The sequence below is a fragment of the Halobaculum limi genome (genome assembly GCF_029490015.1).
GTDB classification, from domain to species: Archaea; Halobacteriota; Halobacteria; order Halobacteriales; family Haloferacaceae; genus Halobaculum; species Halobaculum limi.
Window position 1 is genome coordinate 313,623 of sequence record NZ_CP120469.1, and the last position, 13,168, is coordinate 326,790.

At 63.8% G+C, this 13,168-nt stretch carries 8 protein-coding genes; 5 read left to right on the forward strand and 3 right to left on the reverse strand.

The genetic code is table 11. The features are described 5' to 3' along the window. Positions 1-21: 21 nt before the first annotated feature. The gene (locus P0D77_RS17130; RefSeq protein ID WP_321170535.1) at positions 22-1,227 is read right to left on the reverse strand and encodes a glycosyltransferase family 2 protein; all 1,206 of its coding nucleotides are present in this window, start codon (positions 1,225-1,227) and stop codon (positions 22-24) included. A gap of 166 nt (positions 1,228-1,393) precedes the next feature. Here P0D77_RS17130 and P0D77_RS17135 point away from each other — a divergent pair, with 166 nt between their 5' ends. Next, positions 1,394-4,894: a PKD domain-containing protein gene (locus tag P0D77_RS17135; RefSeq protein WP_277555933.1), complete on the forward strand. Its 3,501-nt coding sequence runs from the start codon at positions 1,394-1,396 to the stop codon at positions 4,892-4,894. A 149-nt stretch (positions 4,895-5,043) separates the two neighbouring features. Here P0D77_RS17135 and P0D77_RS17140 read toward each other — a convergent pair whose 3' ends face one another. Further along, a complete protein-coding gene (locus P0D77_RS17140) occupies positions 5,044-6,375 on the reverse strand; it encodes an outer membrane protein assembly factor BamB family protein (RefSeq protein ID WP_277555934.1) in 1,332 nt (443 codons plus the stop codon). Between the two features lie 497 nt (positions 6,376-6,872). Further along, complete coding sequence (locus P0D77_RS17145) at positions 6,873-8,168, reverse strand: right-handed parallel beta-helix repeat-containing protein (RefSeq protein WP_277555935.1); 1,296 nt, start codon at positions 8,166-8,168, stop codon at positions 6,873-6,875. Positions 8,169-8,507: 339 nt separating this feature from the next. Between P0D77_RS17145 and P0D77_RS17150 the strand changes: the two genes are divergently transcribed. The 4 genes from P0D77_RS17150 to P0D77_RS17165 all read left to right on the forward strand — a co-directional run bounded on the left by P0D77_RS17150 (position 8,508) and on the right by P0D77_RS17165 (position 13,084). After that, entirely contained in the window at positions 8,508-9,086 is a 579-nt protein-coding gene (locus P0D77_RS17150; protein ID WP_277555937.1) for a metal-dependent hydrolase, read from the forward strand. 142 nt (positions 9,087-9,228) lie between these two features. Next, the gene (locus tag P0D77_RS17155; protein WP_277555938.1) at positions 9,229-10,239 is read left to right on the forward strand and encodes a DUF1616 domain-containing protein; all 1,011 of its coding nucleotides are present in this window, start codon (positions 9,229-9,231) and stop codon (positions 10,237-10,239) included. An 874-nt stretch (positions 10,240-11,113) separates the two neighbouring features. Beyond that, complete coding sequence (locus P0D77_RS17160; protein WP_277555939.1) at positions 11,114-12,244, forward strand: Gfo/Idh/MocA family protein; 1,131 nt, start codon at positions 11,114-11,116, stop codon at positions 12,242-12,244. A gap of 18 nt (positions 12,245-12,262) precedes the next feature. Beyond that, complete coding sequence (locus P0D77_RS17165; RefSeq protein ID WP_277555940.1) at positions 12,263-13,084, forward strand: hypothetical protein; 822 nt, start codon at positions 12,263-12,265, stop codon at positions 13,082-13,084. Positions 13,085-13,168 lie beyond the last annotated feature (84 nt).

A 13,168-nucleotide genomic window follows, 5' to 3' on the forward strand; every position in this document is an offset into this window, starting at 1 on the left:
ACTATCCCAAATAGAGGGGGGTTAGTCGTCGTACTCCGGGTCAAGTTCCGGCACAGGTTCGACGTCGAGACGCGGGTCGTCGAGAACGTCGTCCCGAGCGTGTCGGTGGGTAATTTCACCGTTGGCCGCCACAGACGCGTGGTGCTCTTCGAACTGACCGCTGCCATTCGCGGCGGCTGCATCGCCGGCCCGCTCCGACACACCACTCCCGCCGCCGGTCGGCGAACCACGCGAGGGCAGGAGAATGCTGTCGAGGTCGCGGTTCGCGTCTATGTCCATTGACATCGCGCCGACGAGCGACAGAATCCCGAGGGTGAAGACGAGGACTGACAGCAATCCTTCGGCAACCGGCAGACCCGGTCCAAGCGCGGAGACCAGCGTCCAGGCGAGTCCGAGGACGCCAATGGCACTCGCGCCCACGCCCATCGCGTACGCGATGACGAGTGGATGGAAGCCGAAGGTGAGGTAGTTCGTCTTCAGCCGCCAGACGAAGTTACGAAGCAGCATCAGCGACACCCGCGGGATGTAGGTGTGGTACTTGATGTGGCTCTTCTCGTCGCCGTAGATGATGGGGTTGGGAATGTCGACGACGCGGAGGCGAGCGACGTTGAGTTTCACGAGCAGGTCGTTACAGTACCCGTAAAACTCGTACATATCGTCGATGTCCGCCTCGTGGAGGGCGCGATACGAAATTGCGGTGTAGCCGCTCTGTGGGTCGCCAGTCGACCAGTAGCCGCTGGCGATCTTCGTCAATGCGCCCAGGACGGCGTTGCCGACGAAGCGGAACGGCGGCATATCTCCGGCGTCGCGGCGCCCGGCGAGGCGGTTCCCCTTCACGTAGTCGGCTTCGCCGTCGATGATCGGGTCGAACAGTTGCCCGAGGACGCTCGGGTCCATCTGTCCGTCGCCGCCCATCACCGCCGTCGCCGCGAGGCCGTCGTCGCGCGCGCGGAGATATCCAGTCTTGATCGCACCGCCGACACCGCGATTCGATTCGTGTTGGATGGGGACGACTCGACCGTCAAACTCGTCGCTCGTCGCCTCGTCGGCGCGGTGTCGGTCGAGTTCGACCGCTTTCTGAATCTCGTCCCACGTTCCGTCCGTGGACGCGTCGTCGATGACGTAGATACGGTCGACGAACGTGGGGACCGTCACCACCGTCTCACGGACGAACGGTTCTTCGTTGTACGCCGGGATTACGACCCCGACTGTGTGTCCTCGATACATCGTGTTCTCACGGTCGTGACCGTGTGCTACATCGAGTGTACCCCTCGGTCGGGTATTGTTATCCAGCCCTTGCGAGAGACGTCGAGCCGCCCGTTCGCTGACGATTCAATAGTTGTGGCCGAAGTCGATCCATAACAAAGCCCGAATCGGAGGGAACACTCACGTAATGAGCACATACTCCGCACGAACGGCCATCCGAGTCGTGGCCGTCGTTGCGATGCTTATAGTCGCACCAGCGGCCGGACCAGTCACACTGACAGCACAGGCCGCCGCGGGCGACGGACAGACGTTCGCCGTCGCCCAGGGGACCGCCTGCTACGTGGTCGAACCAGTTGAGGACGCGAGCACGAACGTCACCGCATTCTACGACTACCGGAATCCGTTCACTGAGCCGTCTGCGGACACGTACAGTTCCTACGGGACGACCGACTATCAGCGTGCGATGCAGACGGGGATGTTCTTCTATGCTGACTCGGCGGACACGAGCCTTGTCGTCGTCCACGGCCAACTCGGTGCGGGTGCGGGTTCGACCGTGACCTATGACATCAGCGGCCTCCCGGACGGCGAATGGGCCGTCGAGGATGACCAGTACGTAAACCGCGACGACGAGTGGGACACTGGTGGATCGACCGCGAGCATCGATTGGAAGTTTGCCGAAGGGCGTACCGACGGCGGCGCGTACATCGGCTTTGACTCGTTGGAGGACGGCTCACCAGTCCTGATCGAACCTGGCTACAATGAGAACGCGGACGCGTGGGGTGATTGGGGTCGCTCAGGCGCAGACCAGTACCGCTTCACCGGCTGGAACCTCTTCAGCGGCGACGGCAGCGAGTACTCCCTGGCGCTCGACCGCGATGTGTACATCCACGCCGGCGGCTGTGTCGAGACACCGCCGAGCGCAGCGCTGACTTCCACCGGTGGCGCTGACCCCGGTGACGACATCACCTTTAACGCAGGCGGGTCGACCGACGATGTCGGCGTCGTCGGCTACGAGTGGGACGTCGACGGTGACGGTGAGACCGACCGCGTCACCGACAGCGCCACCACTGCGTTCAGCTTCGAAGAGGACGGCGATTACACGGTCTATGTCACCGCCTACGACGCGTACGGGAACGCAGACACGGCGACGACGACCGTCCAAGTTGGTGACCCCGGCGCACCCGTCGCCAACCTCTCAGTGCAGTCGTCGGCGCTCATCGACGAGTCGCTCACCTTCGACGCCAGTGAATCGACCGACAACGGCTCTCTCGTCAGCTACAAGTGGGACTTCGACGGCGACGGAACCGTCGACCGCACCACCGAGGCTCCGACGACGGAGTTCGCGTACACCGCCACGGGCACCTATGAGGCATCCGTGACCGTCGTCGACGACACTAACCGAACCGCGACCGCAACCACGACGGTGACTGTCGACACCGACGACCCACCGACCGCAGCCCTCGACGTGTCTGGTGACACGATTACGGGCGAGTCACTGACTTTCGACGCCAGCGGATCGAATGACGATGTCGGGGTCGCCAGCTACGGCTGGGACTTTGACGGCGATGGCAGTGTCGATCGCACGACCAACACGCCGACGACTGAGTTCACCTACACCGCCAACGGGACGTACAACGCATCGGTGACCGTCACCGACACGAACGGGACGACCGCGACCGCGACGACACAGGTCACGATCACCGCGAACGAACCGCCGAGCGCCGCGCTGTCGGCACCCGGGAGCGCCGAAACGAACCAGACGGTGACCTTTGACGCCAGTGGGTCAAGTGACGATGGCACCATCGACGAGTACGCTTGGGACTTCGACGGCGACGGGACCATCGACCGTACCACCGAGGACCCAACGACTGAGTTCACCTACACGGCCAACGGGACGTACAACGTCTCGGTGACCGTCACCGACACGTCTGGTGCGGCCGGGACGGCGACCACGGCGCTGACCGTCACGCAGTCGACGAATGCGCGCCCGTCCGCGTCGCTCAACGCGCCCGACGAAGTCGAAGCCAACGAGACAGTGACGTTCGACGCCAGCGGGTCGACCGACGACGGCACCATCGATGCCTACGAGTGGGACGTTGACGGCGACGGCACCGTAGACTCAGTGACGACCGTCCCGACGTTCGAGACGACGTACGCGAGTACGGGGACGTTCAACGTCTCCGTCACCGTCGTCGACGACACGGGAGCGCGTGCGACCGCGAGTTCGACCCTCAGCGTCGTCGAACCTGTGGTTCCCGCCGCAGCGCTGTCGGCACCGTCCAGGTCCATCGCTGGTGATAGTGTGACGCTCGACGCCAGCGGCACGACCGTCGAGGGGTCGCTCACCTACGCGTGGGACGTCGACGGCGACGGAACGTACGAGGTGAACAATACGACGAGTCCGACCTACACCACGACGTACGACGAGATAGGGACCTACCAGCCGTCCGTCCGTGTGACCGACGAGGCCGGGAACACCTACACCAACAGCACGACCGTCGACGTAGTCGCGGTCAACCCCGACATCTCGACGTCGGTGACCGAGGTGGACGTGAATGAGGCGGCGACGTTCACCGCCAGTTCCGGCGGGTCTTCGGATCCGACGTACTCGTACCTCTGGGAGTTCGGTGACGGAACAGGTGCGTCCGGACAGACCGTCGAACACACGTACGGTCAGCCCGGTCAGTACACTGTCACGATGCGCGTGCAGGTGAGCGACGGCGCGAGTGCCGCGACGAGCATCACCGTCACCGTGTCGGACCCGAACGGCGGGTCGAGCGGCGGCGATGGCTCCTCCGGCGGTTCATCGGGTGGCAGTAGTGGTGGCTCCTCTGGCGGCAGCAGCGGTGGATCCTCTGGTGGGGCCAGTGGTGGCTCCTCTGGCGGCAGCAGCGGTGGATCCTCTGGTGGGGCCAGTGGTGGCTCCTCTGGCGGCAGCAGCGGCGGCTCGTCCGCTGCGGTCTCCGACGACGGTCCCGACCGCGACGACCTCGAACCGAACTTCACGCGGGTGAACGCGTCACTCAGCAGCACCGACCTCGTGACCGGCGACACCCTGGTCGTCACCGCGAGCGTCGCCAACCTCGGAAACGGCACGGGTACGAAGACCATCGAGTTGGAGGTCGACGGCGAAATCGTCGACACGCGCCAGTTCACGCTGGAACCCAACGAGAGTCGAACAGTGCGGTTCCGCTGGTCGTTCGACGAACCCGACGTTTACTCCATTGAAGTCGACACTACCAGTCGCTTCCTTGTGCGCGTCTCACCGCCACAGCCGAATATGACAGTGACAAACCTGCGAGTCAATGACGAGACTCCACGCGTCGGCGACGAGGTGACGTTCACCGCGGTCGTCAGGAACGACGGCAGGGCGTCCGGGACGTACAACGCCTCGCTGTCGCTGTTCAACGAGACCGTCGCCGTACAGCAGGTGACGGTCAGACCCAACGAGACCAAGACGGTGACGTTCACCAGGCAGATCATCGCCGAGGGCGAGTTCTCCGCGTCTCTCGGCAACGAGAGTGTCACCATTTCAGTGATTGGCCCCGACGGCACGGAGACGCCGACACCGGAGGACACCTCGGAGTCGTCGACCACGACGCCCGGGTTCGGGGCCGCGCTCGCGGCCCTGGCGCTCGTGCTCGTCGCCGTGGTCGCGCTCACGCGTCGACGGTTCGGACGCGACTAACTGGGCGCGACCAGGCGGAGCAACGACCGTCTTTGGTTTCTGCGGGTCGATGCGAGTTTTTCTGAGAAGGTGAGTGGAGGCGAGCGATTCGCTCCATAGTATCCGATGGGTCTCGACGAACCAGTAGCGACCGTTTCGCTCGCGGTCGCTCACTCGCCGATGCAGTAGAGGTGCCCGTCGGCGGATCCGATGTACGCCCGGCCATCGGCGACTGCCGGCGAGGACTCGACGAAGTCGTTGAACGGAACGTCCCACTGTGGTTCCCCATCCGCCCGCGAGAGGGTCAGTAAGCGGTCGCCGCCGCCGATGTACACCCGGTCGTCGACGACAGCAGGCGAGGAGCGGAAGTCGTGGTCCGTCTCGTGGCGCCAGTCGATTGTGCCGTCCGTGCGCGAGATCGCGAACACGCTGCCGCTGATCTCGACGGACGGCATCCCAGCCCCCTCCTCGTCGTCCGGTGTACGTTTCGGCGTCGGGGACGGCGTCGATTCGTCGGGCCCGTCGTAATCCGTCGCTTCCGACCCGGTCGCACCGAGGTACACACGGTCGCCGTCGACCGCTGGGGAGGATTTGACGTTCGGGGCTTTCAGGTCCGTCGCCCACCGACGCGTCCCGGATGCGGCGTCGAGCGCGACTAGTCGGCCGGCGGCGTGGACACCGACGAACAGCGTCCCCTCGGCGTACGTCGGTGGCGCGAGCACGCCGGCGTGTTCGCCGTCGGCGTCCCGCGTCCACAGTTCGTCACCGGTCGCCGAGTCCAGCGCGACCACGCTGCCGTCGTGGTTGCCGAGATACACCCGTCCGCCGCCGACCGCCGGCCCGGTGAACCAGTCGGTTGGGCCGACGTAGGCCCACTCACGCTCGCCGGTCGCGGTGTCGAGTCCGAGCGCGGTTCCGGCCTTGCTCTCGTCGGTGTCGCCGCTGACCACCGCCGGCATCGTCCCCGCTGTCCCGACGACCACCGTCCCGTCGTGTACCGCCACCGCACGGCTGTGGAGGTTCGTCTCGGTCTCGTACGTCCACAGTCGGTCGCCGTCCGTTCCCAGCGCGTACACCACACCGTCGGCATCTGCCGTGTAGACGGTCCCGTCGACGACTGCCGGCGCGGTCTCGACGTAGCTAGTCGTCGGGTGACTCCACAGTTCCTCGCCGGTGGCCGCATCGAACGCGTGGACGGCGTTACTCGCGCTGCCGACGTACACCGTTCCGTCGTAGACCGTCGGCGAGCACAACACGGTCGGCGCGTCACCGATCGCCGTCCACGCGACGGTGTCGGTTCGGGGGCCGACGCCATCCTCCTTGACCCCGGTGTGCTGGTTGTCGAGGCCGAACGTCGGCCAGTCGTCTTCGGGCACTTCCGACGCGGATTCGTCCACCGACCCGGCGGTATCGACTGACTGGCCGCGGCGGTCGCCAAGACAGCCGACCGTCGCGAGGAGGCCACCTGCGCCAAGCCGGCGACAGAGTTCACGGCGATGCACAGGGACGGGGTGTTTCGGGCGTGGTGAGTATCTTTGGGTGGATCGAAGACCCGCAGTGCCCTCGACGACGGGCGACCAACGGGAATACGGCGGCTGGCTTTCGTCCTGTGTTCGGTACGGGGAGCCATCCTACCCCGTCGGCCTGGGTGAACGCTCTCAGGCAGTGTGCAGCCTCTCTCTGCTAGTGTCTCCAAACAGTAGCGGCGACCCGAACGAACGGGAGGCCGCCGAACACGTTCGCTCGAGAGTATCGGACTCCACACCACGAATGGGTTGCGAGGCCGCGTTGGACACGGGTGAGTGAACTCAGTGACCTCGAACAGTAGTAGTGTAGCTGAAAAGTCGAACGGTCAGAACGTGCTTCCGCTTACTGGAGGTGAGTGTGGTCGGCAGAGAACCGAGGGGTGCGTCGGCGTGCGCCATCGGCAGGCGCGTGGCTCACCGAGGACGCGGACGACGATCAAAAACGCAGACCGATAGAGTCCCCCCGACGACGCTCAGCAGGACTCGTTGTTGTCGTGGACGTCGTTGCCGACGACACCCTGGCGGATTTGCACGTCGCGGTCGGTACTCCCACAGACGGTGTTGTTGTTGACGGAGTTGCCGGTCGCACCCCGAAGGTCAATACCGTCGTCAGCGTTGTTGCGGAGGTCGTTACCGATCACGATGTTGACGTTCGCCTCACGGACGAACACGCCGTCGTCGCCGTTGTTGTACGCGGCGTTCGCTTCGATTCGGTTGTCGGCGCCGCTGTCGACGTCGATGCCGTCATCACCGTTCTTCGAGGCGGTGTTGTCCAACAGCGCGTTCCGGTCACCGAACAGGTACAGACCGTCGTTCCGGTTGTCCACCATCGTGTTACCGGAGATAGTGGAATCGTTCACCCGCGAGAGGGCGATGCCGTCGTCGGTGCTTCCGGAGATCGTGTTTCCGGTGACAGCGGCCCACGAGACCGAGTACAGGTGGATGCCGTCGGTCGCGTTGGCGACGGTGTTGTTCGCGATGGTGCCGCCGGTCGCGCCGACCAGCAGGACACCCTCGTATCGGTTGTCGCTGATCGTGTTGTTGGTGACGACCAGCGCCTGACTGTCGACACCGTCGCTGGATTGGCCGAAGAACTCGGCGAGGACGTCGACCGGGACGTCACCGTATAGCGGGATCATCCAGAACGGGAGACTCGCACGCGCGGGCGCACGCTCAGGGACAGAGTCCACGCGGATGCCGACGCCGCCGTTGTCGGTGATAGTACTGGCGTGGACGGTCGACGCACGCGAGTCACGCATCGCGATGCCGTGGCCGCCGTTGTCGGAGAGAGTAGACTCCGAGACCGTGATGTCACGACCCGTCGTGACGACGACGCCGTGACCGGTCGACCCGACGACGCTCCCGGCCGCGAACGTTACGTCCGTGGATTCGGAGAGTCGAACGCCGTCACCGGACGCGTTCGAGATGTGGACGCCGGTGAGGGTGACACCGTCGACGTCAGCGAAGGTAAGGCCGTTCCACCAGCCAGTGATCGAGACTCCCTCGACGTGGAGGTTCGACACGCCATCAGCGGTGATCGCGGACCCGGCTTCCGGGCTTCCTACCAGCGAGTGCCCAGCGCCGAGGATCGTCACGTCGTCTGCGGTCACCGTGAGCCCGTCACCGTCGCTCGCGGAGATGTCGGTCCGGAGGACGTACACGCCGGGGTCGTCGATGACGGTGCTGTGGGTCAGGTACGTGACCGAGTTCGGCCCCAACCGATCGTTTGCCGCGACGGGAACCGCGAACGCCGCGGGAAGGGCAATCACCACGAGTGCTGTTACGACCAGCGTGGCGACCGTTTGACGTCCGTTCAGACACCGCCAATCAGGGATCATACTCACATCGCTTGTAGCCAGTACGATGGCATTGTAAGCGGCAACCTTCCGAGTTGCAAACGTACACTGTACGTACGTGTCAGCTGAAAGAACGGATACCAAGTGTGGAGATGAAGAGAGTATTCTAATCGTAACTAAGTTCGTCACGACACACCCGGCAACAGTAATGCCGGGGTGTCGACGCCAGTTGACGCAGTTTGACTCACGTGTGTACGACAGTCGCGACAGACAGCGACCGCGACGAGTCGCGTCAGGGGGCGAAGCCGACTGATGTGGCCGTGGGATCACGTCGCCGTCGCGTACGTCTGTTACTCACTATACGTCCGGTTTCGGGGTGAACGACCGTCTGCTCTCACCGCAGCGGTCGTCGTCACCGCGGCGCTTGCACCCGACATGATCGACAAACCCCTCGCGTGGTGGTTCGACGTGTTGCCGTCGGGTCGGTCGCTAGGCCACTCGGTGTTCACGGCGCTCGCGGTGAGCATCGTCGCAGTGGCCGTCGAGCGACGAGTCGACGTTCGGGGATTCGCCTCGGCGGTCGCAATCGGCCTCTTTTCTCACCTCGCGGGCGACGTCGCGTACCCGCTGTTCGTCAAGGGCGACCTGCGCGTGAGCTTTCTGCTGTGGCCGGTGATCTCAGCGGGCGACTCCTCGACGGAGAACCCGTTCGACCACATCTCCGAACTGTTCGTGGCGCTCATCGAGTTCGCCGCGACGACACAGGGAACCCTCTATCTGATCGCCGACGGGGTGTTGCTCCTCACGGCGCTCGCGTTGTGGGTCGCAGACGGTGCTCCAGGGACCGGTTTCCTCCGTGCTGGAACTCGAAAGGTACTCTCGCGGCGGTAACAGCAGGAGAGAGACTACTCCAAATGAGTGTGAGAGCACTCGCGGCGACTGGTAAACTGGGCATAACAATACCCGAAAGGTGGATATTCGCGCTTATGACTGCTGCCGTCGTTGGCTATCGGAGCACTCGGAGTGATCGTCGATGAGCGGTGCTATTGGCCGCGGACCCGGCTCTGTCCTCGACCGACTACCTGGTGACGCGCCCCTCGTCGCAGGCTACACGATCATCGCTGGCGGACTGATCGCGTTGGGCGGCGTCGGTGGACCCCTTCGCGTCTTGCTTGCCGCGCCGTTAGTCGGATTCTTGCCGGGGTACGCGCTGCTTTCCGTGCTGTTCCCTGACGACCGCCCAGTCCAGCCTGGGCGACCGCCCGCGTGGCGATTGCCCTTGGCGGACGGCCTCGGCTGGTTCGAGCGGTGTACCCTTTCTGTTCCGACCAGCATTGCGGTGCTCCCGCTGTTCGTCATCGTGCTTGCGGTCGCAGGCGTCCCGTTCACGACGATCCCGGTCGTCTTGGCGTTGAGTGCGTTCGTGATCCTCGTCACCATCGCCGGAGCCGTCCGCCGCATCAGAACTCCCGACGACAGCAGATACGACATCCCCGTCGACCGTTGGTTCCGGGAAGTCAAATCCGCGTGGCTCCCCAGCAGCGACAGACCCGCACTCGACCGCGCACTCGGTGTCCTCGTGTTCGTCGTCGCACTCGCCGCCGTGAGCGGACTGGCACTTGGCTTCGCGGCACCGAACGACGGCGAATCGTACACCGAAGTCGCACTCCTCACGCAGGGGCCCGACGGACTCGTCGCCGGGAACTTCCCGGACCAGGTTGCCGCCGGAACCGCGACCGACTTCGTCGTCACCATTGACAACCGACTGGGCACTGCAGCAGACTACGAGGTGGTCGTCGTCCTCGACCGGGTGCGTGTGCAGGAGTCGGGCGAGTCGTTGGTTGTGTTGGAGCGGAGTGAACTGTCTCGCTTCGGCGTCTCCGTCTCTGACGGACAGCAGGCACAGCAGGACGTAACGGTGCAACCAAACCTCATCGGCGAGGACCTCCGGATGAGCGTGTTCGTCTACCAAGGCGAGGCACCCGAGTCGCCCAGTGAGAACACCGCTGATCACCACCTGTACCTCTGGGTGGACGTGAATTAAACTACCCCGCCCTACTCGCTTCCTCCCGCCTTGCGACGGTCGGTCACTCCTTGAGGGCGGGGCTTTGCCGAACCGACATTGTGCCCCGCGACCCCGTGCATAGGCGCGGCCCGGCTTTCTCTTACCGTCCTTGCCTCAGCGTGGGCGCGATTTGATACGCCTCCCACTCCGACCGAGGCCGGGATTGTCCCGCCGATTTAATTCCCGGTGTTCTCACGCTCTACCCCAAGACGGGGACGGAATTGAACCGTTCGCGGTCGTCGTTCCCGAGTCCAGGATGCGATACTCTCGCACCACACGAGCCAGTTTACTGGTGGCTCTTCTCGTCCTCGGCTTGTGCGAGGGCGACAGTAGCATCGGATGCGTCGCGAGCGCTATTAAGCGTGTACGAACGCGCTTCCTCTCCGACCTACCGCTCGCTTCGCCCGCGCTTGAGGACCGAGGGTCCGCGCTACCGAGTGCTGAATAGGTACGCTGGGAAGGTCGCGAACTCGGGACTAAGCGAACGGGAGCCCACTTCAACGGTCAGCACTCGGCGGGACGCCACAGGCACGACCGAGCGCCTCTACATCAACCGACGAGACGGTTATCACAGGTCACAGACGCTTGCTGGATTGAAGTGGAAGGGTTGCTCCTCGAAGGTGAGAAGAAAGTCAGGGAGGATATCCCGGAGTAAGCGTTGAGAGTGGCTTGTGTCGTGGAGTGCCGGATTCACGCCCGTCCTAAAGGACGGGAATCTCTCCTTGATTCAGGTAGGAACAGTGTACGGGGCAGTCAGCGAGCAGATATTCAGTTGTCGCGTGTGAGTCCTTGACGGGGGCTGCGTCCGGTATTCGCTCTATAACAATAGGTCGATAGGCGGTGGTAGGGACCGATGACTCTACGAACTGCCGTCATCGGTGGCGGAACGGTCTCCGAAGTCCACTTGTCGGGACTGTCACGCAATCCACGCGTCGAACTGGTCGCAATCTGTGACCTCGACGAGGATATCGCGACGAGCAAGGCCGAACGGTACAACATCAAAGCGTACACCGACCTCGAGGAGATGCTCGAGAAGGAGGACCTGGACTGGGCCCACGTCTGCACACCGGTCCAGACCCACGTCGCCGTCGCGAAGACGGTCATCGACGCTGGCGTCCCCGTCCAGATCGAGAAACCGATCACCGAGACGTACGAAGAGTTCGAGGAACTGGCGGCGTATGCTGCCGAACACGACGTGATCGTCTCCGAGAAGCACAACCACAACTTCGACCCCGTCGTGCGCCGCGCACGAAAAGCGATGGAAGCAGGCGAGTGCGGCGAGATCAAGGGTGTCGAAGTTATTTACACAGGCTGTTCGAACCCGGACGATCCGAACCGCGGCCCGTGGAACTTCGAACTTGACGGCGGTGAGTTCGAGGAGGGCCTCCCTCACCCCTTGTATATGACGCTGCGCGCAGGTGGCTACCCCCGCTCTGAAGAGGATATCCAGGCGACGACAGTCTTGCGCGGTGAGTACGACTACGACTTCACGTACGACGGTGCGATGATCCAGTATGTCACCGACGACGACGTGTTGTGCCGGACGACGATGCTCGGTGGTACCCGTCCGGTCCGCCAACTGATCATCCACGGGACTGAGAAGTCGCTCACGGCAGACCTCATCTCCCAGACGCTCGTCGAACACGACCGCAATTACAAAGCAGGCGGAAAGGGCCGCGCGCTCAACAACGTCGACAACGTCATCGACCGCATCACGGGCACGATCCAGAATATGCGTGCGGTGTTGAAGCGCAGCAACTCCGACGACTGGGACACCCAACGGCTGCTCAACGCCCACTACTACCAGAACCACGCGGAGTCTATCGCTCTCGAGGCCGGCGACGCCTCGAAGATGCCCGTCCCGCTGTCGGAGTCACGCTGGATGATCCGGTTAATGGAGGAGATTCGGCAGGCCGCGCGTGCGGACGCCGAGCGCGAGACGAGCGGAATCAGCGCCGAAGCGATCCAACAGCAGACGGAGTAACCAACACGAGAGACGACAGTGAGCCTAAACACGGTGAAACCGATAGACACCACGATCCGGGAGGCTGGGCGGTCGCTACTAGAGCGGTCGCCGACGCTAGAGCCGTTCCTGGTGACTGCACGCGACCGATACGCGCGGACGCGTGTGCGACTCCGAACGCTCGCGAACAGCATACGCTACGCGGCGCCTCCCGAACCGTATCGCCTCATCCAGATCGACCCGAGCGAGGTCGGCCGCGGAGTCGAACTCGGTGTCTCGAAGTACGTCGAGGCGGGCAAAGTCGTCGGTGGCGAGTGGGAAGGAGAGTGGTTCACGTTCGGAGAGTCCGACGTGTACCAGGCGTACGAGGCACACTTCCAAGATGGTGTTCCGTGGGAAGAGACGGCGTTCTACGCACGAATCGTCGGCGAGCTAGAGAGCGGAAAGGTTCGGTGGGGCTGCCGGACGGAAACGGAGTTCCAGGACCGCTGTGATCGACTCGAACGCCTCTATGAGCGCCTCCAGACGGAAGGGTACCGCAGTCAGGCCGAACTCCTCGCTGACGGCGGCGACAACCTCATCCAGTTCGGTCGCCGGTCTCACCTCTTAACCGAGCGCCTAAAAGATGAGATCGCGATCCACATCGACCGACGTGGAGAACTCATCTTCTCCGACGGTCGCAACCGCCTCTCGATGGCGAAACTCATCGGACTCGACTCGGTGACCGTTCGGGTCTTGCGCCGCCACGCCGACTGGCAAGCAATCCGCGACGCCTACGTCCGCGGCGAACCGTGGACGAAGGCGTACGCCGACCACCCGGACATCGCGTACCTCGAGTTCGGATCGAAGCCCGCACCCTGAGTCGAACAGAGCCTCGATATCGCCGCCGATCACGTCCGGGGGATCGACAACAGAACTACCCATTTTAGCTATCTCACCTACGGT